Consider the following 20,789-nt stretch of genomic DNA (forward strand, 5'->3'; position numbering starts at 1 on the left):
CTTTTATGGAAATATCACATCGTAACCTTACCCAGCAATTAACGCATGAATTAGGGAAGGCCATTCTACAAGGAAAGTACAGCGTAAATAAAAAACTGCCCTCTGAAGCCGATATATCAAAAGAATACGATATCAGCCGTACAGCAACACGCGAAGCCATTAAAATGTTAACAGCCAAAGGCTTGATTAGCTCTAGGCCGCGACAAGGTATTCGTGTACAGGATATCAAGCACTGGAACTTATTTGACACTGATGTACTGCGTTGGATCCTACTAGGTAAGCCAGATTTATACATGCTTAGGCATTTTTTACAGCTTCGTTTAGCCATTGAACCTGAAGCGGCCTCACTAGCGGCGCGCTTTGCTTCTGATGATGAATTACTGCAAATAGAAAGCGCCTTAACCAAAATGAAATTTGAAGAGTCAGGCTATGATGATAGTCATCAAGCTGATATTGATTTTCATACCAGTATATTGCTTGCCAGTACTAATCCGTTTTTTATTCAATTAAGCGTCTTTATTGAAACAGCCCTAAAAGTCAATCTACACTTTACCAACCGCGCGGAAGCAGTGAGCGAAGAAGAGTATCAAGCACATGTGAATATCTTCAACTTGATCAAAGCCGGTGATGCACAAGGGGCATTTGATGCCGCGATGAAAACGCAAAGAGAAACCTTACGTTTAGTTGATGAGAAAATCGCTGAATTCGAAGCCAATAATCAACAAAACTAACGTCCCCCATACACCCTGCATTTCTAAAATTCGCAACGTTATAGCCTTTAATTGCAACTAAAGGCTATAACTTGGCAGTGTTTGCCTATCAGAACTAAACTATAAGTTAATGAGTATCACTAGTTATAGTGATTTATAAGAGGTGCATCATGGAAATAAGCAGATGTATGAATTTAGACCCTAATATTTTACTGGGTATAGTCAACGATAGATTGCGCCATGAATGTCATAACTTACATGGCTTAGCAGCAATGTTAGATGTAGAGCAACAACAACTTGAAAATAGATTGGCCGAAATTGGTTTTCACTACCAAGAAGAATTAAACCAATTTAGACCAACAACAAAGTAAATACCATCAACTTTTTTGTGCGTGCTCTACTAAAGTGAAACTACTTTGCGGTGCACCGTATACGTAGATGCTACAATTCTTCCAAGATTTAGGTAATTGCCAAGTGTTGTTTTCTTCTACAGTATAAACGTGGCGTTTGTTAGCACAGCGAACATCTAGTTTATCAAGCTCACCATCTATTTTTGTCAATGAGAATTCGTTTCTGAGCAGCATGGTTGACCAAAATTCCTCTTGTTCAATATTACCGCGCTTAGGTAAGTCTTGCTCACTAGCAATTATTGCATCCATTTTCGCAACAAGCTCGTGCAACTTTGCCATTTTACCTTGGGCTGCTGGCAGCTTTTCTAATTGCTTAAAGGTAGAATACGCTTCTGGAAAACGATTTAACGACACCTCAAGCAAAAACTTATGATACTGGCTGGTAAAGTACTGCTCATCATCTTTTTCACCCCCAATATTTCTAACCCGTTCCAAGTGGTATAGTTGTCTCGAGCTATCGCCAACTTGCTGAGCATAAGCTGCTGCCAATAAATGCATATAGTTGCTTTCAGACATATGCATATTTCTAGTGTTTTGCATGGCATCAAGCTGCTCGTTTAGTGTTTTATAGTCTTTTGCCAGTAACGCTTCTCGTGCCTTACGATATTTTCGTTTAAAACGCTTACTTACCGCGGTAGTGCCATCGTCTGCCATTCTAAAGTTCATTTCCACTGTATTAACACATTGCTGAACCGGCTTACCATTTTCCAGTGCTGGCTTATACTGCCACTGTTTTACCGCATTAACAGAGGCTTTAGCAATGTCTTTACTGCCGGAAGTTTCTTTTACGATAACGTTAGAGACACTACCATCTTTATTAATAACAAAGCTCAGCACGGCCCAGCCTTCTCGTCCTTCTCTGGCAGCATCAATTGGATATTTAGGTTCAATGCGCTTAATTGGCTCAGGTTCAATGCGTGTAGTTAAATACTGTGAAAGTTCGCCCGCTTGAATGGATGACAGCAATAATGAAGAAGTAATTAAGGCTAATGTTGACAGTTTACTCATGATAAGTCCCTTTATAAATAACGCGCTCACCATACAAGTAATGACCGCAGATAACCAGTATCAGTGTTAAGGGGTATCGCTGCCGTATAATTCTTTAAGCTTTGTCAAATAGTGCTCTAAGCTTATCTCAGTACTAATCGCCTCCTGCTCAGCTACTATAGATAACTGCAAGATTCTATCTAAACGAAATTCGCGATAATCCTGTCGTAACATGCACCAGGCTATTAATGTCCACTTTTGCCCCCAATAAACTAAGCCTAAAGGCGCTAGTTCGCGCTGAGAAATTTCACCGTCAGCCCGTTTATATTCAATAGCAATATGTTGATTATTTTGTATCGCTTGACGAACTTTTAGTGAATAGTCAGCAGCTTCTGATTTGAGATAATATTTAGAAACCAGCAAGCTATCATGAGTACTTTGTTCTTTAAGCTGCTCAGGAATAACCGCCTCAATTTTAACCTTGGCTTGCTCTGCTGATATAGCTAAGCCCTTATCACTCCATCCTTGTACCATTTTTAGCCCAAGTTGTACCGCCAGCAGCTCCTCTGGTGTAAACATAATTGGCGCGATTTCATAACCAGGTTTCAAGCGATAACCAACCCCTGCCTCACCTTCAATAGGAAAGCCAGTATCAAGCAAGGTTTGGATATCACGATAAATAGTACGCTCAGATATCTCCAATACTTGTGCGAGCTGACGCGCTGTAATAACAGTGCGTCGCCCTTTTAAAATACTAATGATATTGAGTAATCGATCGGCTTTAGCCACTTTGTTCACTTTCTTGAGTGCAAGATGACAGTAGAATATCAGCGTGTTGTAACTGAGTCGACTCAACATCGATTACTGACATCAATTGCTGACAGACCTCTGATTGCATAAATTGCTCTTGCGCTAACTTTGCCGAGGCTTCATCTTGCCAATAAACCACGTCAATCCACGACTGATTTGTTGACTGGTAGCACAATGAACGATAAATAAAGCCTTGAAATTCCTTTACCTTTTCCATTACCAGCTCATTAAGTTCAATAATCTTCTCGTGGCTGGTACCTGCTTTTGCTTTAAAAGTTACTAATTCTAATACTTGCATGTGTTTTCTTCCTTAATCAAAAATAATAGCAATTTAAGCATTACGATAATGCTTAATATTGCGTTGGTTATTATTGATTAAGGCTACTGACAAAGAGTGTCAGCAGGGTTTTATAAGCATAAAAAAAAGCATACCCGATAAACAGTGTATGCTTTCTTACCATAAATGAGATTATGTGGCTTATTTAATCGCTACAGTATCTAACCAAGTGTGGAAATCGGCATCCATCGAAGTGCCCCAATCTTTAACGATTTTTTGGTAACGGGTGTAATCACCACGGCGCACATGAAATAACATTTCTTCAACCTTGTCACGTTGCTCTTCCATCATGTAGCGCACCGCTAAATAACCCCAACGATATACGCGTGGTGTGCTCCAAGTGGCACCGCTATTATTAAATAACTCACTTAATTGATAAGTTTTCTCACCAGCTAATTTTAATGCTGCCGGGTTATTGTCCATATGGGCAACATATTCACCTAAACCTTCACCCCACCAGATCAAGTAAGGTAATTCTGGCGCTGGTTTTGGACAATATTCAGGACCGGCATGATTATCATGCGGCGGTAAACAGTAATCACCATAAGTATTAAAGCGACCATCTAAGTAATGAACGAACTCATGGTTTAAGTTCCAAACAGTGCCTTTTTTCAAGTAAGCTACATACTCAGCGCTGTTATTTTCTAAATGTGGTAAACCTTCCAAATACATACCGCCGTTGTTTGATGGTACATCGAAGTGATCGGTTACGTATTTAACGTAATCATCGCGGCTAGCATAAATATTAGCGCGTAAAACATCATTGTTATCATGCAATACTGGCTTACCTTTACGATTAAACAGCTTATGGAAACGCGCTTCTGTTTCTAACAGTAACTTACAAGAATCAGCAATATTTTGCTCTGACATGCCTTGGTGACGCAGAATTAAATTATCAGCACAGTAATGCACGCTGGCTAATACTTCATTAATTTGCTGTTCATTTCTAACCCAAGCCGGAATAAAAACTTCACCATCTTTAACAACATTACCATAAGCTAATTTTGCTTTGCTATGGTCGCCCGGCTTAGCTGGCTCAGAGGTTGTTTGGCAGCCTGAAATTAAGCTAACGGCAATTAACACACCAAGGATTTTTTTCTTCATTCTAGTTCTCCACGATTTATATAGCTTCACCTTGCCACGCTTTAGCAAACACAACAAGCGAAAGAGTGAATATAATATACAAAACAAGGTTAACCAACGAAAATTTGCGATAAACAGCTAAAATATAGCCGCTAAAAAACAAGAAGCCAGCAACTGCACTGCAGTCGCTGGCTAGTTCACTACAAAATAACCTAGAAGTTAGTATAAATAACTACTTGAAATGCATGCTTTATGTGAAGTTACTTAGGCCTAACTAAGGAGAATGGCTCTGTGATACCTGAATATTCGCCGCCTCCTAAACGCGCCAAAGGTTGTGCTTTTTCAGCAAACACTTTTACTCGGCTTTTACTATCCAGTTCAACAATCGCATCATCTAGATACAAGCAATTAACCTTAAGAAAAACTAAGCTTTGTGGGGTATCACCAATTTCTTGTACATCATAAAGCTCACAACCATAAGCAATACTACACTGTTTCAGGCGAGGTAAAGCAAATTCTGGCCAGTCAACCAGTTCAATATCATTAATACTTACTTCTGACTCTCCATGTTCTAGGGTAGCAGCTGTTTTTGTTACCAAGTCAGCCTGCTGTTCACTGGCAATATGAATGACCATTTTGTTCGATTGAATAATGTTTTTAACGGTATCTTTTACTTCGCCATTGGGCTTTTTACCTATCGACAACATCAGTATTGGTGGAGCACTTGATACTGCAGTAAAGTAAGAAAAAGGCGCTAAATTATAATTTTGTTCACCGGAGTCTGTTAATGCCCAAGCAATGGGTCTAGGAATAACAGTTTGTGTCATTAAGTGATAAATTTGATTGGCTGAAAATTGAGTGAAGTCAAGTTGCATAGCAGTGTTATCCGAGTGATTGATGTAATACCAAGTTAATTAAGTATTTGATCATTTAGCGAGAATTAAAAGGCTTATAAGCAAGGCGCTCATTGCAAAGAATGGTTATTCAGGAGAATATGCTCCTGCATTCTCTAATAAGCTGCATCCATGCAGCGTCCTTGTTAAAATTCGCAACGCTGGGTATAAGCCTTTTAAACTCGCCCTTTGGGAGTTCAAGAATAACATGATAACTGCACAATATTTATTTGATGTAGAACGACTATATCTTCATAAATCTTGCTTGTTCTAATGCTATTCTTGTAACTCTAACTGACTAAATATTTAATCAAATTGGTATAAGCACATTGTACCTAGTTATTAAATAAAAAAAGCCAGTAACTTAGTTAAAAATTACTGGCTTTAATAAATAGTTAACTATTTAAATTACTTTTTCTTTTTAACGGCTTTCGCGTTAGGTAAGTCAGTAATTGAACCTTCAAAGATTTCAGCCGCTAAGCCGATTGACTCATTTAACGTTGGGTGAGCATGAATAGTTAAACCAACATCTTCAGCATCAGCGCCCATTTCAACCGCTAAACAGATTTCGCCAAGCATTTCACCCGCATTGATACCAACAATAGCACCACCAAGCACACGACCTGTTTCTTTTTCGAAGATCATCTTAGTTTTACCTTCAGTACGTGCAGATGCGATTGCACGACCAGAAGCTGCCCATGGGAAGTTAGCTACTTCAATGTTTAAACCTTGCTCTTTTGCTTCACGCTCAGTAACACCAACCCAAGCCATTTCTGGATCAGTATAAGCAATTGAAGGAATACAACGTGGGTCAAACTCGTGCTTCTTACCTGAGATAACTTCAGCAGCAACGTGTGCTTCATGTACCGCTTTGTGAGCAAGCATAGGTTGACCAACCACATCACCAATGGCGAAGATGTGCGGAACATTAGTACGTAGCTCTTTAGAAACGTTAATGAAGCCACGCTCATCAACATTAACACCTGCTTTATCAGCAGCAACTAAGTGACCGTTTGGCTTACGACCAACAGCAACTAAGATCTTGTCGTAGCGTACTTGACCTTCAGGAGCTTTCTTACCTTCAAAGGTTACATATAAGCCATCATCTTTGGCTTCAACGGCAACAACTTTAGTAGACAACATGATGTTGAACTTGTTCTTGTTGTACTTAGTGTAAATTTGCACTATATCTTTATCAGCAGCTGGTACTAATTGGTCAGCAAACTCAACTACAGATACATTTGAGCCTAGCGCTGAGTATACAGTACCCATTTCTAAACCTATGATACCGCCACCAAGCACTAACATTTCTTCTGGTACGTCTTTAAGCTCTAACGCACCTGTTGAATCGATAACACGTGGGTCATCATTTGGAATAAATGGTAAGTCAATTACAGAAGAACCACAGGCGATAATCGCATTATCAAATGTGATAGTCGTGTTACCGTCCGCACCTTCAACTTCAATGGTTTTATCAGAAGTGAACTTACCGTAACCTGTAACTGTTTTCACTTTACGTGCTTTAGACATTCCGCCTAAACCACCTGTTAATTGACCAATTACGCTTTCTTTCCAGCCACGAATTTTATCTAAATCGATTTCTGGCTTACCGAAAGTAACACCGTGAGATGCCATTGCTGCTGCATCATCGATAACTTTAGCAACGTGTAACAATGCTTTTGATGGAATACAACCTACGTTTAAACATACACCGCCAAGTGTTTCACGGCTTTCAACTAATACTACGTCTAAGCCTAAATCAGCCGCACGAAATGCTGCTGAATAACCACCTGGGCCTGCCCCTAAAACTACTACCTGAGTTTTAATTTCGTTACTCATGCTAACCTCAAATTAAATTTTTATTATGGTAATAGTCATAGCGAGCATTACCACGGACTTGTTGTCTATTTGCTTTACTAACTAAAGAAATAAAAAGAATAAATATTGTCGGCGATTTTACTCTTTGCAAGCACAAATCGCCAACCTTAATTTCTCAGTGCCGACTAAAGTCGGACACTTATTGCTTTATGTTATTTTTCAGTACTAAAGAATTAGTTTTCGAATATCAGACATTACACTAGCTAAATGCACAGTAAAGCGCGCAGCTAAAGCACCATCAATTACTCTATGATCGTAAGACATAGATAATGGCAACATTAAGCGTGGCTCAAAGTCTTTACCATTCCACTTAGGCTTCATTTCAGATTTAGACACACCTAAAATAGCTACTTCTGGTGCATTAACAATTGGCGTAAATGCTGTACCACCAATGCCACCTAGACTTGAAATGGTAAAACAACCACCTTGCATATCAGCTGCTTTTAATTTGCCTTCACGCGCCTTAACACTGATTTCAAGTAACTCACGAGATAACTCATGAATACCTTTCTTATCAACATCACGCACTACTGGCACAACTAAGCCATTTGGCGTGTCTACCGCAACACCAATGTGCACGTATTTTTTCAAGATTAAGCTTTCACCGTCTTCACTCAAGCTTGAGTTAAAGGTTGGGAATGCTTGCAGCGCGTTAGCAGCCGCTTTCATAATGAACACTAATGGCGTGATCTTAAAGCCAAGCTTTTGCTTTTCACAGACAACATTTTGCTCTTTACGGAAAGCTTCAACATTAGTGATATCTGCTTCATCAAATTGAGTAACATGTGGAATAGTTACCCAGTTTTTGTGTAAGAACGGGCCTGAAATCTTCTGAATGCGTGATAATTCTTTCGTTTCAATGTCACCAAATTTAGAGAAATCAACCGGCTTGCTAGCAACGACTTGTAAACCACCTGAGCCACCAGCAACATTGCTACCAGCATTAGCTTTAGGACGAGATAGCTCGTATTTCACATAAGACTGCACATCTTCTTTTAAAATACGACCTTTATTACCAGTGCCTTTAACTAGGGTTAAATCAACACCAAACTCGCGCGCTAAACGGCGAATTGAAGGTGATGAATAAATAGTACCTTTCTTAGTTTCACCTGCTTGTGGGTGATGCGGTACTGGCGCTGCTTTTTGTTGTGTAGGAGCTGGTTTTGCCGGCGCTGGTGCTGGAGCAGATTCAGCAACTGGTGCAGGCACAGCTGCTGGTGCATCTACTGGCGCACCACTTGATGTTTCAAGCTTAATGACCAAGCTACCTTGTTTAACTTTATCACCCACGTTAATAAAGACTTCTTTAACTGTACCAGCATCAGTTGATGGCACATCCATAGTCGCTTTATCAGTTTCTAAGGTAATTAAACCATCTTCTGCTTCGATAACGTCACCAACGCTAACTAATACGTCAATAACGTCAACTTCACCGTCTTCACCAATATCAGGTACTGCCACCTCAATGACAGCTGATGCTGCTGGCGTTGTTGCAGGAGCTGGCGCTTCAACTGGAGCTGCTGCAGCTTCTTCTACCGCTGGTGCTGCTGGCGCTTCTTCAGCAGGAGCCGCTTCGCTCGTTGCATCAGCTGTACTTGCACCAACACTTAGTTCACCAATAACATCACCTTCTTTGATTTTATCACCAACAGCAACCGTTAAGCTTGCTAAGGTGCCAGCAAATGGCGCTGGAATATCCATTGAAGCTTTATCTGTTTCAACCGTAACAATACCTTCATCTGCTTCTAAGGTATCACCAACGGCAACACAGATTTCAATCACTTCAACTTCTTCGCCACCTACATCAGGGACTAGAATTTTTTCAATATCAGACATTTCGTTTTTCCTTATCTAGTCACGTATTAAGCGTAAAGCGGGTTAAGCTTTTCTGTGTTAATGTTAAAGCGTTTAATCGCTTCAGTGACAACACTACGCTCAACTTCACCACGGTTTGCTAATTCAAATAATGCCGCTACAACAATGTAGTTTTGGTCAACTTCAAAATGCTGACGTAAGTTGTCACGGCTATCACTGCGGCCAAAACCGTCAGTACCTAAACAACGGTATTCAGTGTCAATAAATGCACGAACTTGATCAGAATAAGCTTTCACATAGTCAGTTGCAGCAATGGCAGGACCAGCATCTTTAGTGATCACAGTAGCAATGTATGGTACACGCTGCTCACTTTCTGGGTGTAGCATGTTCCAACGAGTCACATCTTGACCATCGCGTGCTAATTCATTAAATGATGTTACTGAGTAAACATCACTAGAGATGTTGTAATCATTCGCTAGAATTTGTGCCGCTTGGCGTACTTTCTCTAAAATTGTACCTGAACCCATTAATTGCACATTAGCAACGGCTTTCTTAGCTGCTACTTGCTCTAATTGGTAAATACCTTTGATGATTTCATCAGTGATATCTTTTTTCTCAGGTAAAGCTGGGTGCTGATAGTTTTCGTTCATTAGCGTTAAGTAGAAGAAGATATTTTCATTTTCTTCATACATACGACGTAAACCTTCACGCACAATCACCGCAATCTCATAACCGTAAGTTGGATCATAAGTGACACAGTTAGGAATTAAGCCTGCTTGTACATGTGAGTGACCATCTTGGTGCTGTAAACCTTCACCGTTAAGCGTAGTACGACCAGCGGTTGCACCTAATAGGAAACCACGTGCTTGGCTATCACCTGCTGCCCAGGCTAAATCACCAACACGTTGGAAACCGAACATAGAGTAGTAAATGTAGAATGGGATAGTGGTTGCATCACAGGTTGAGTAAGACGTACCTGATGCCACCCAAGATGCCATAGCACCTAGCTCGTTAATACCTTCTTGTAGTACCTGACCTTTCTTATCTTCACGGTAGTAAGCCACTTGGTCAGCATCTTGAGGAACGTATTTTTGTCCTTCATTGGCGTAAATACCCACTTGACGGAATAGACCTTCCATACCAAAAGTACGCGCTTCATCAGGAATGATAGGCACAATACGCTTACCAATTTTCTTATCTTTTAATAGGCTGTTCAGTACACGAACAAAGGTCATGGTTGATGATACTTGACGATCACCTGAGCCTTTTAAGATAGCATCGAACGACTTAAGCGGTGGAATTTCTAATTGCTCATCGGCTTGTTGACGGCGTGCTGGTAATGAACCACCTAATGCTTCACGACGCGTCTTCATGTACTTGTATTCTTCACTGTCTTCAGGGAATTTGAAGAAAGGTAAGTCAGCAATCTCTTCATCACTTACTGGAATATTGAAACGATCACGGTAGTGCTTGATTGACTCAACGTCCATTTTCTTAACGTTATGAGCAATGTTTAATGCTTCACCTGAAGCACCTAAACCAAAACCTTTAACGGTTTTAGCAAGAATTACTGTAGGACGACCTTTAGTCTTCATTGCTTTATCGTAAGCAGCGTAAACTTTAACTGGGTCATGACCACCACGGTTTAAGCGCCAGATATCTTCATCAGACATGTTAGCAACCATAGCGGCTGTTTCTGGGTACTTGTTAAAGAAGTTTTCACGGGTGTACTTGCCGCCTTTGGCTTTACAGTTTTGGTATTCACCATCAACCGTTTCATTCATTAACTGTAATAACTTACCTGAAGTATCACGTGCTAATAATGCATCCCAGTAAGAGCCCCAAATAACCTTAGTTACTTCCCAGCCTGCGCCACGGAAGGTACCTTCAAGTTCTTGAATAATTTTGCCGTTACCACGTACTGGGCCATCAAGACGCTGTAAGTTACAGTTAATGATAAAGGTTAAGTTATCTAAACCTTCACGCGCCGCTAAACCAATAGCACCTAATGATTCTGGCTCATCACACTCACCGTCACCTAGGAAAGCGTATACACGTTGACCTGAACAATCTTTGATACCACGATCAGTTAAGTATTTAAGGAAACGTGCAGTATAAATTGCTTGTAGTGGACCTAAGCCCATAGAAACGGTTGGGAACTGCCAGAAGTCTTGCATTAAGTGCGGATGAGGGTAAGAAGATAAACCTTTGCCATCACATTCTTGACGGAAGTTATTCATTTGCTCTTCTGTTAAGCGACCTTCCATAAAGGCGCGAGCGTAGATACCCGGAGAAATATGACCTTGTGAGAAAATAAAGTCACCACCATTTTCTGGTGTTGCCGCTTTAAAGAAGTGGTTAAAACCTACATCGTATAAAGTAGAAGAAGAAGCAAAGCTACCAATATGACCACCTAGCTCTAAATCTTTCTTAGATGCACGTAAAACTAATACTAAAGCATTCCAGCGAATCACGGCACGAATACGTGATTCAATGGTCTGATCAGCCGGCATGTGCGGCTCTTGTCCTGGAGGAATAGTATTTACGTATGCCGTTGTTGCATCAAACGGTAAATGTGTACCACCACGACGAGCGCGATCGATTAGTTGCTCTAATAGAAAATGTGCACGCTCTGGGCCTTCATTTTCCAATACAGATTCCATCGATTCTAACCACTCTTGGGTTTCCAAAGAATCTATATCTATTTTTGGCAAATCTGACATATTATCTAGTCTCCGCTACTTTGTTTTAAATGTGCTAATTATCAAGCAATTTAAAAGCAAAGCTGATTAAGTTTAAATTTTAAAAATTTCAATTAAGTTGATGATTAAAGATAGTTTGCTTCTGTTAAAAGAAAAGTTAATTAACGATTAAATTATCAATAACCACGCGTATTTATATGTATTTCTCTTACTACTATTTTCTACATGCGCCTCATGGATCTTTCCATACGGCTATTTTCTTGTGTCATCTTTAACAATACTTCTTCAATAAAAGCTAAGTGGCGATGACTAGCCCCCCAAGCTTTCTGCGGTTGCCCGCTAATAATGGCAGCCAATAAACGCTTACGGTAATCCGTAATTTTGGCAAAAATATCTGGGCGCTTAGCCAAGATAGTTAAATTCTTTTCAATATTATCGATAAGCAGCTCTGACATGCTGCGAGCAAGATGCAAAATTACCGCATTGTGTGATGCAGCACAGATAGCTAGATAAAATTCAAATACCGCTTTTGCTTCTAAATGAAAATCATCTTCTAATTGAGAGTTACCAATTTCATCATGTTTAGCTTGAATGTGTTCAAAATCGGCCGAGGTACCACGCATAGCGGCATAGTATGACGCCATACCTTCAATACCATGGCGAAACTCCAATAAATCAAATTGTGATTCATTGTTATTGGCCATTAAATCAAATAAAGGATCAGCAAAACCGCTTAAGATATTGTCGCTAACAAACGTGCCACCACCTTGTTTACGCACTACTAAGCCTTTGGCTTCTAATTTTTGAATGGCTTCACGCAATGACGGACGCGACACTTCAAACTGCGCCGCGAGTTCACGCTCTGGTAATAATTTTTCTCCAGGCAACAAACTACCTTCAATTATCATGGCCTCTAACTGAGACATAATAATATCGGCAAGTTTTTTCTGTTTAAGCGGTTGTTGCAAAACAGATTTTTTTGCTGTCATACGTGGTGTCATAATCAAATCAAGAGAATAAATATTTACCAAAAACCTTTGGTAAATTGGTATTACCAATTAAAAACAGGGCAATAAAATAGCAAAAAACACCTGTTTTGACAAGTGAATTTAGTTGATAGCTTGTGCTAGCGCAAACATTTAATTAGAGCCCGAACTTAAAACTTATGTTTGATTTTTTCATAATTACGCATAAAAAAACCATTGGTCAGACCAATGGTTTTTTATCATAACGAGGTGATTATTTATACTAGCTCAGTACGCCAGCAAGTATCAGCACAGAGATAATAGCTAACATTAACAGTACCGTTCTTTTTGCTAAGCGTACTAATAGACAAGGCTCTGCGGTACAATCATTTTCACCTATCATGATATCTTCTGATTTTTCCGCGACGTCGATTAAAACCCGATGAGTTGGCTTTTGAAAATCAAACAAACTCTCTAACCACACAGGCATAGCGCGAGTAAAATGACCGACAAACATATAACCAAACGAGGTAATCCTTACCGGTAACCAGTCTAACCAGAAAAGCACATCGTGATGGTTATTACAGCCGCCAGTTAAGCTTGGTGGGTTATTTTGCTCATGCTCGCTAGGATCTTGCTTAATTTCATCAAAATCAGCTTCGTCAAATTCCGCTTCATTAGCATCATTTGCCATTGCTTGCTCGCTAGCACTTGCCTGTTCATCTTGCTGACATTTGGCCTGACAGGCTGAATTTTCTTGCTCAATGACCGCACATAATAAGCGATAAAACACCACGCCAGCGGCACCAAACAAGGTGAAATACAACATAATGGCAATATAGTAACGATAGTTCAGCCAAATAAGCGCTTGACCAAAGCCCATTGGCGGCAGGTTTTTATCTTCAAGTAACTGCTGGTGATGAAGTGCTGTGGTGGTTTCCTCGCCACGAAAAGCAGATTGCAAGTAGTGTTTATAGCTTTCTCTGGTACCGACACAACCAAAACAAACAATCAAAATCACAGTCGACAATAACAAGTGTATTAAGCCATTATCGATTGAATCTAAAATCATCACAGTAAGCAAAACCGGAATAACAATAAATAAAGCTTTACCTAAGGTTGATTGTTTTAAGTTTGCTAACTTACTGTTGTCATCAACAAAGTTGCTATAACCTTGAAAATAATGTTGAAAACGCCACCAAGAAGAAGATAACGAGCGCTCTGCCGCCAAGGCAATTAATAAACTCAGTAAACTCATGTTACACCTTAAAATTCTTTGTTATTTTTCTTATCGCAAATTAGTTGTTTATAGCTAGACCAATCAAACGCAGGCCCGGGATCTGTTTTTCTACCAGGCGCGATATCACAATGACCAGCAATATTATCTAAAGTTATCGCAGGATAAGTAACCATTAACTGCACAGTTAGCTCAGCCAAAGCTTGATATTGCAAATCGGTATAAGCTTGGCTATCAGTTCCCTCTAACTCTATGCCAATAGAAAAGTCATTACACTGTTCTCTGCCTTGAAAAGATGACACGCCAGCATGCCAAGCTTTATCGTTAAAAGAGACATATTGAATAATACTGCCATCACGACGAATTAAGCAATGGGCAGAGACAGTTAAATGCTTTAAATCAGAAAAACTTGGGTGAGCATCACAATCTAAAGTACCCACAAATAAATCAGTAATATAAGGAGTACCAAATTGCCCTGCAGGCAAAGAGATATTGTGGATCACCAGTAAGCTGATCTGCTCATCTTGTTCTCGTGGGGTAAAGTGTGGCGATAAACAATGCTGAGCCTGAACTAACCAACCTTGCTTGATTGAGAAATTATTACAATTATCAGCTTTATGCTCACTAATTAACGACATACAATAATCATTACCTTGAATAATATTGTGCATAGTATGACTGAAGATGACCCAACAAACAAAATGGCAAAAATATTTGTTTGGCTAGCTTGGCTAATTGCCCTTGGCTTATTAATGTTCTTCTTTGAGGATGTACTCGACAAACAATATAACCCCAATGCCCAGCCTGAAATGCGCTTAACGAGTCAAGGCAAAGCCGAAGTGACTTTAGTACAAAATAGGCACGGTCATTATGTTACCAATGGCACTATTAACGAGATGCCAGTCACCTTTTTGCTTGATACCGGCGCCACAGAGTTATCTATTCCTGCGCATATTGCTGATAATTTAGGGCTGCAAGCAAGTGGCAGCTATCGCGTGCAAACCGCCAATGGCAGTATCACAGTATATAAAACCTTAGTTGAGCAATTGAGCTTAGGTAACATAATCCTTTATAATGTCGCCGCTCACATCAACCCTGCCATGCAAAGTGATCAGATTCTATTAGGTATGAGCGCCTTAAAAAGAGTAGAATTTCGCCAAACAGGTAAACAATTAATATTACGGGAACAATAGCAAATGCTAACCACTCAGCTAGACGCATTAAAAGATGATATCAGCCATACAGTATCATGGGCATTAAAAGAAGATTTAGGTGCGCATGTATCTCAGTCAGCTGATGCCAATCAAGATATCACTGCCATGCTTATTCCTGAAGCTGAGCAAGCAGTTGCTACGGTAATTTCTCGTGAAGATTGTATTATTTGTGGTGTTGCTTGGGTCAATGAAGTATTTGCCCAACTAGATAAATCTCTAGGACATACTGGCGATAAAGCCACAAAAATCACTTGGTTTGTCAATGACGGTGAAGCAGTTGCCGCTAATACGACTTTGTTTGAGCTTGAAGGTTATGCCCGTACTTTACTAACGGGTGAACGTGTAGCGTTAAACTTTTTACAAAGCTTATGTGGCACAGCCACTATCACTAGCCAATACGTGAAAGAGCTAGCAGGTAGTAATACCAAGTTATTAGATACACGTAAAACCTTACCTGGCCTACGTAGTGCGCAAAAATATGCGGTGTTATGCGGCGGCGGTGTTAATCATAGAATTGGCCTTTTCGACGCTTTTTTAATTAAAGAAAACCACATTGCTGCCTGTGGCGGCATTAACAAAGCTATCGCAACAGCAAAAGCTAACCACAGCGATAAAACGGTTGAAGTTGAAGTGGAATCTCTTGACGAATTAGAGCAAGCACTTAACGCTGGTGCAGACATCATCATGTTAGATAATTTCACGCCGAAAATGATCGAACAAGCGGTGAGCGCGACACGCGGCAAAGCTAAGCTAGAAGTATCGGGTAATATGACCATAGAAACATTACGCGAATACGCGAAAGCAGGCGTAGATTTTATCTCTTCTGGTGCCTTAACCAAGCACGTGCTCGCGGTAGATTTATCCATGCGTTTTAAATAACGACATCATTGGGCAAGCATGCTAAGACAGCAATGCTTGCCCAGCGCGAATAACTTGCTGTGATAGCGCTTTATTCACCCCTTTGACTAACACCCAACTATGCCAATATAAACGTCTGGTCAGTATTTTATCTGGGCATAGATTCACTAACTCACCAGAATTAAGTTCATCGATAATTTGTAAGCTAGGCAATAAGCAATAAGCGGCGCCTGCTTTTGCCAAACCAACAAAGGCTTCTGATGATTTCACCGTGTGACAATAATACTCGTTCGCTGCTAAATCAAAATGCTGGGCAATATACTTAGTGTGCATATCATCTTTATGATCATAGCTAATGGCTGGTGCCATTTTCAGCGTCTGTGCAGTCACTCCCCCAGAGAAATATTTCTCTTTAAAGCCTGGCGATGAAACTAAGTAATATTCCATCTTGCCAAGCTTAAATGACCGATAGCCCTTAAGTGGTTTAGCCTCAGTGCTTACTGCTCCTATGGCTTCCCCTGAGCGCAGCTTATCTAAGGTTCTCTGTTCATGCTCAATAATTAAATTCAATTCAATTAATTCATTTTCCACTGCCGGGGTAATCGCTTTAATAAACCATGTAGCTAAACTATCGGCATTGACCGCTAAGGCTATTTTCAATGGGCTTGCAGGTTTATCAGGCAATAAATGTGGCAACAACTCACTTTCTAGTTGTTGTACTTTTTTAAAATGACTCAATAATTGCTCACCCGCCTTGGTAGCCTGAATTGGCTGACTGCGAATTAAAATTGGCTGCCCCATAGCTTCTTCTAGCGCTTTAATTCTCTGAGAAATCGCTGACTGACTAATAAACAGCTTCTGTGCCGCCAGCTCAAAGCTTTGATTCTCAATAATGGCATTTAATGCTGCTAACAGTTTGTAATCAAACACCTTCAGCCCTCTTAATAAGTTTTACTTATGATAGTTAAGATTTATTAATTATATTTATACAAATAAAAAGCGCAAACTTGCCTCCTAAATTACTTCAACATAAATCAGCCAAACGCTGCAAACATAGTAAATATTAAGGAGACAGAATATGAGCTTATTAGTGATGACTAAAGGATTTACCTTGGCCCTTAGCATGATCATTCCTATTGGTAGCCAAAACTCCTTATTGCTAAATCAAGGTATTAACAGAAACCATCATGTCATGACCGCGACATTATTTGTACTTTATGATGTTATTTTAATGACGCTAGGCATTTTTGGCGGTAGTTTAATTTTATCCAGTAGCGACTTGTTATTTACCTTGCTAACTTGGGGCGGCATTGCGTTTTTGTTCAGTTACGGCTTAATGTCTTTTAAAGCTGCATACCAAGGCAACACACCTAATGCGGTATTAAGTAAAGAGCATAAATCAGCCAAAATTGTCATATTAACTAGCCTGATTGTGACATTTCTAAATCCGCACGCTTATATAGATACAGTCATGGTCATAGGTAGTGTTGGCGGACAATACAGCGGTGATGCCAAGCTATATTTTTTACTGGGCACTATTTTGGCTTCTATGGTGTGGTTTAGTTGTTTAGCCTTTGGTGCTGCTAAATTTTCAACACAACTATCTCAACCTAAAGTAAAACGCGTAATAGACAGTGTTATTGGTATCATTATGTGGGCTATTGCTTGGTCACTATTTATTACTTGGTTAAATAAATAACCCGAGCTCGGCTTAAATAGCCTAAGTTTAAATAAATAGCTTAAGAGCAGTGTTAACAAGCACTGCTCTTGTTTTAGTTAACTTACTGTTTTAGTTAAATATCGCTTGGCCTGCCAGCATCCATTTTACTGTAATCACATACGCCATTAGCAAAAATCTCCTTTAATTGTGCTAGCTGACTAGAAATATCAATATCACCATAAACCCCTTGTTTTATTGCCTGCTCAACAGGTATGGTTTGGCATTTAAAGATACTGCCCTGCCACGGCCCTTCCGCCTGAATGCGACTATTTGAAAAAATAGCATAATGTTGCGCACAACTGCCTTCGCGTTCATTATTCCACTTGCCGTGCCAAACCCCGCGACCTTTAGCAATCACTTTGCCTTGCTCATCAAAACAGGCGTCTTGTAATTGCTCAGGCCGAGCCTGACTAGCCGTCAAGGCTGGGTTTTCTTTACGTTTTTGTAGCCATTTATCCATTAAAGCGAAAGCTTGTACGCTGGGATCATAATCTCGTTTTGCTACCCAAATCACTTGATTCTCGTAATGACCATTGGCCTCTAATAGTCTAAGCCGAGCGCTAAATGATGCCGACATATGATGCATATCTAATTTCTCTTCTAAATAATGACGAACATCAATAATGGGTAAATCAAGCTGGCCGATAAACACTTGTCCGCCCCGATAAGCTGCCTCAATTGCCGCAAGAGAGGCGCTATGTCTTGGCGCATGTGCTAATACTTCATCATATTCGGTAATATTGTCACTGCCCCACAGAGATAACCAAAGCGGTAACTTACGACCAAAAGGCATTACGATACTTTCAGGCTGCATTTGATGTTGCTCTTTCCAGCCACCGATATATCGATTGATATGAACAAATTCTGTTAAGGTTATTTGTTTTTGTTTAAGTGCCCTAAGGCCATATTGCACCCCTTCATTATCCCAAGTACTTTGCACTAAACCATGTTGATCACGTTTAAATAACCAAGCCATATCTTCCCAATAGTTCCAGTTGGTTTGCTCAACAACATCTTCACTGAAAAAGCTACGTAAAAAGCCTTGCCTCGGGTTATGAATAAAAGTCGACAAACCAAAATAACCATTGATGCACTCACTATTTCCTTGAGGGAAACTTGGTACCATACCCGCCATTAATTGTGCTACCGGCTGTAAAAAAGCTATCCTTTGGGGAAAGTCATGCAAAGTATTCATACCTTCTAATAACTTACGTTGATCCCACTGCTGCCAGCGACTGTTGCCTTTATCTCGAAAGGTAAAATAGTTGTTTAATAAATCGCAATCTAAGGCATAAATGGTTTGGCTAAGCATATCTGGATAAGAATATTGTGGAATTAAGCCATCGAGAATACCTTGGCTATTTTGCGCAATTAGATATTGCGCCAAACCACCACCTGAGCCGCCAATTCCTACAGTGTATAAAGGCTCGCCAAACAAGCTAACAAAGTTAAGTTTTACTCGTCTGGCAGTATCTTCTGCCAATAGCATGTTATAGGTATAGCTAGTACGATTACCACTTGAGCTGATGACCGCATAACCTGCCTGAATTTGCGCTAAGCGATTACTAATAATTTTGACGGCTTTTTGTCGACCTTGGCGAAAACCAATACCTGAGCCACCATTAAATTGATAAATTAAGCGCTTATTCCATAGGCTGCTTTCTACTCTAGTGCCTAATTCTTCTGGCGTTATTGCCATAGCTATGGTGTAAATAAAGCGATTAATACTACCTTGCTCAGCGCGAAACAATTGTAATGGCTGCTTAGCTTGAGCAAGCTGCGAAATAGAATTAAATTGCTCAGGCTTGAGCTTAACAAGGCGATCGGCTTTATCCAGATAGAAAAAATGCAATTGGCTTTTTACTAGGCAATCTTTTGAATGACCAATAATTTTACTTTGCTTATTAATATCCTCGTATACTGGCACGCCAAACCCCTGCAAATTATCAACAAGCGGTTGCCCTAATTTAGAGTCTATGGTCATACAATAAAAAGGATATTGCTTAGGGCCAGAATACAGTGAGTTACTTGGGCCGACTTCGCCAAGCTTAATTGGAAAGGAAAAGGTTTCTTTTGGCCTAGTCACTTGGCTAATATGTGGTTCAATAGGCAAAGTAAAGTTATTTTCTGCCGAGGCGATACGATTTACCTGTCGGTGCTTGTATGGGTCATCAGCAGGGTAAATGAGATAAGCAAGGGCGATAAACGCTGTAGCTAATAACAGGGTTAACTTATTAAAACGCATAAGATCACCACCTTTAGAAGTCTGAGGTTACAATCGAAAAAATTAGCGTTTTGTTGTTATTATTCGTTCTTTCAGTATAGCTAAGCCTGATCATTTTCAAAGATACTCAGCATGATTTTTAGCTGAAATTGCCCCTTTGTATGTTAACCAATAGTGTGCCAAACTGAGTGCGTCTCATTGGAAAATAATCCAAATAACAACAGCTAAACACAAGGAAGCTATATGAAAAATATATCAAAACTGCATACTGGCATTATTTTACTAACTACGCTGCTTTTTGCTGGTTGTAGCAGCACCTATCAAGGTAATGCGCCACAGGAAACAGCTGAAGGTTTAGATTTAAAACACGAAAGTCGCTCAACCTTAGCCTATCAAAAGCCCGGTGTTAACTTTGCTGAATACGACAAGGTACAAATTGCACCAAGTACTGTTGCTTTTAAGAAAAACTGGAAACGAGACTACAATCGCGGTGCTGCATCACTCTCCTCAAAGATACGTGATAAAGATATAATCCGTATTAAGGAATCTGTTGCTGGATTATTAGATGAAGTCTTTTTAGAAGAATTCTCTCGCGACAATAACTATCCGATTGTTAAGCAAGCCAGTGAAGGCACCTTACTTATCAGACCCGCTATTATTAATCTGGATGTAAATGCGCCTGATATCTCATCTGCAACCCCCAGGAAAACATTAACCAATGATTCAGGCTCCGCAACCCTATATTTAGAGCTATACGATGCGGTAAGCGGTGAAATTCTTGCCCGAATTATTGATTCACAAGTTGCTGGTGATCGCGGTTATTACCAATGGTCAAATCGCGTAACCAATCGCGCCGATGCCAAACGCATTATTCGCTCATGGGCGCAAACCTTAAGAAGCAAGTTTGATGAAACCCACCAAAGCAACAAAAAATAGCATAAAATAA

Annotated in this window: 19 protein-coding genes; 6 read left to right on the forward strand and 13 right to left on the reverse strand. The window is 40.0% G+C overall.

The annotated features are described in order from the left end of the window. Window positions 1-5: 5 nt before the first annotated feature. Both EMK97_RS10190 and EMK97_RS10195 read left to right on the forward strand, forming a co-directional pair. Complete coding sequence (locus tag EMK97_RS10190; protein ID WP_130601826.1) at window positions 6-731, forward strand: FadR/GntR family transcriptional regulator; 726 nt, start codon at window positions 6-8, stop codon at window positions 729-731. A 149-nt stretch (window positions 732-880) separates the two neighbouring features. After that, entirely contained in the window at window positions 881-1,081 is a 201-nt protein-coding gene (locus tag EMK97_RS10195; RefSeq protein WP_130601828.1) for a DUF4250 domain-containing protein, read from the forward strand. Between the two features lie 6 nt (window positions 1,082-1,087). On the opposite strand, the gene EMK97_RS10200 is transcribed toward EMK97_RS10195, so the two are convergent. From EMK97_RS10200 to ampD, 11 genes are all read right to left on the reverse strand, one after another. Beyond that, on the reverse strand, window positions 1,088-2,128 hold the full coding sequence (locus EMK97_RS10200) for an energy transducer TonB (protein WP_170176745.1): 1,041 nt from the start codon (window positions 2,126-2,128) through the stop codon (window positions 1,088-1,090). A gap of 66 nt (window positions 2,129-2,194) precedes the next feature. Beyond that, a complete protein-coding gene (locus EMK97_RS10205; protein WP_130601832.1) occupies window positions 2,195-2,896 on the reverse strand; it encodes a helix-turn-helix transcriptional regulator in 702 nt (233 codons plus the stop codon). After that, complete coding sequence (locus tag EMK97_RS10210; RefSeq protein ID WP_130601834.1) at window positions 2,889-3,215, reverse strand: hypothetical protein; 327 nt, start codon at window positions 3,213-3,215, stop codon at window positions 2,889-2,891. Before EMK97_RS10210 ends, EMK97_RS10205 begins: the two co-directional genes overlap by 8 nt. Before the next feature lie 180 nt (window positions 3,216-3,395). After that, the gene (locus EMK97_RS10215) at window positions 3,396-4,358 is read right to left on the reverse strand and encodes a collagenase (protein ID WP_130601836.1); all 963 of its coding nucleotides are present in this window, start codon (window positions 4,356-4,358) and stop codon (window positions 3,396-3,398) included. Between the two features lie 239 nt (window positions 4,359-4,597). Then, a complete protein-coding gene (locus tag EMK97_RS10220) occupies window positions 4,598-5,212 on the reverse strand; it encodes a flavin reductase family protein (RefSeq protein ID WP_130601838.1) in 615 nt (204 codons plus the stop codon). 426 nt (window positions 5,213-5,638) lie between these two features. Then, window positions 5,639-7,069: a dihydrolipoyl dehydrogenase gene (gene lpdA / locus EMK97_RS10230; RefSeq protein ID WP_130601840.1), complete on the reverse strand. Its 1,431-nt coding sequence runs from the start codon at window positions 7,067-7,069 to the stop codon at window positions 5,639-5,641. Between the two features lie 204 nt (window positions 7,070-7,273). Continuing rightward, window positions 7,274-8,944 carry a dihydrolipoyllysine-residue acetyltransferase gene (gene aceF, locus EMK97_RS10235; RefSeq protein WP_130601842.1) on the reverse strand — a complete coding sequence of 557 codons (1,671 nt, stop codon included), beginning with the start codon at window positions 8,942-8,944 and terminating at the stop codon, window positions 7,274-7,276. 26 nt (window positions 8,945-8,970) lie between these two features. Next, window positions 8,971-11,646 (reverse strand): pyruvate dehydrogenase (acetyl-transferring), homodimeric type, encoded by a 2,676-nt coding sequence (gene aceE / locus EMK97_RS10240; RefSeq protein WP_130601844.1) that lies wholly within the window; start codon window positions 11,644-11,646, stop codon window positions 8,971-8,973. Window positions 11,647-11,846: 200 nt separating this feature from the next. After that, window positions 11,847-12,593: a pyruvate dehydrogenase complex transcriptional repressor PdhR gene (gene pdhR, locus EMK97_RS10245; RefSeq protein WP_425462194.1), complete on the reverse strand. Its 747-nt coding sequence runs from the start codon at window positions 12,591-12,593 to the stop codon at window positions 11,847-11,849. Window positions 12,594-12,873: 280 nt separating this feature from the next. Then, a complete protein-coding gene (gene ampE / locus EMK97_RS10250; RefSeq protein ID WP_130601848.1) occupies window positions 12,874-13,848 on the reverse strand; it encodes a beta-lactamase regulator AmpE in 975 nt (324 codons plus the stop codon). Between the two features lie 8 nt (window positions 13,849-13,856). Continuing rightward, the gene (gene ampD, locus EMK97_RS10255; RefSeq protein WP_130604458.1) at window positions 13,857-14,465 is read right to left on the reverse strand and encodes a 1,6-anhydro-N-acetylmuramyl-L-alanine amidase AmpD; all 609 of its coding nucleotides are present in this window, start codon (window positions 14,463-14,465) and stop codon (window positions 13,857-13,859) included. A 36-nt stretch (window positions 14,466-14,501) separates the two neighbouring features. On the opposite strand from ampD, the gene EMK97_RS10260 reads away from it, so the two are divergent. Together EMK97_RS10260 and nadC are read left to right on the forward strand one after the other, a co-directional pair. Continuing rightward, window positions 14,502-15,020, forward strand: coding sequence for a retropepsin-like aspartic protease family protein (locus EMK97_RS10260; protein ID WP_130601850.1), 519 nt, complete (start codon window positions 14,502-14,504; stop codon window positions 15,018-15,020). A gap of 3 nt (window positions 15,021-15,023) precedes the next feature. Then, window positions 15,024-15,920, forward strand: a complete 897-nt coding sequence (nadC, locus tag EMK97_RS10265) for a carboxylating nicotinate-nucleotide diphosphorylase (RefSeq protein WP_130601852.1) — start codon at window positions 15,024-15,026, stop codon at window positions 15,918-15,920. A gap of 21 nt (window positions 15,921-15,941) precedes the next feature. Here nadC and EMK97_RS10270 read toward each other — a convergent pair whose 3' ends face one another. Continuing rightward, window positions 15,942-16,829: a LysR family transcriptional regulator ArgP gene (locus EMK97_RS10270; protein ID WP_342774588.1), complete on the reverse strand. Its 888-nt coding sequence runs from the start codon at window positions 16,827-16,829 to the stop codon at window positions 15,942-15,944. A gap of 148 nt (window positions 16,830-16,977) precedes the next feature. On the opposite strand from EMK97_RS10270, the gene EMK97_RS10275 reads away from it, so the two are divergent. After that, complete coding sequence (locus tag EMK97_RS10275; protein ID WP_130601856.1) at window positions 16,978-17,598, forward strand: LysE/ArgO family amino acid transporter; 621 nt, start codon at window positions 16,978-16,980, stop codon at window positions 17,596-17,598. A 94-nt stretch (window positions 17,599-17,692) separates the two neighbouring features. On the opposite strand, the gene EMK97_RS10280 is transcribed toward EMK97_RS10275, so the two are convergent. After that, the gene (locus EMK97_RS10280) at window positions 17,693-19,864 is read right to left on the reverse strand and encodes a DUF6351 family protein (RefSeq protein WP_130601858.1); all 2,172 of its coding nucleotides are present in this window, start codon (window positions 19,862-19,864) and stop codon (window positions 17,693-17,695) included. A 222-nt stretch (window positions 19,865-20,086) separates the two neighbouring features. Between EMK97_RS10280 and EMK97_RS10285 the strand changes: the two genes are divergently transcribed. Continuing rightward, on the forward strand, window positions 20,087-20,779 hold the full coding sequence (locus tag EMK97_RS10285) for a DUF3313 family protein (RefSeq protein ID WP_130601860.1): 693 nt from the start codon (window positions 20,087-20,089) through the stop codon (window positions 20,777-20,779). The last annotated feature ends 10 nt before the right edge of the window (window positions 20,780-20,789 follow it).

The sequence above is a fragment of the Litorilituus sediminis genome (assembly GCF_004295665.1).
In the GTDB taxonomy this organism is placed as follows: domain Bacteria; phylum Pseudomonadota; class Gammaproteobacteria; order Enterobacterales; family Alteromonadaceae; genus Colwellia; species Colwellia sediminis.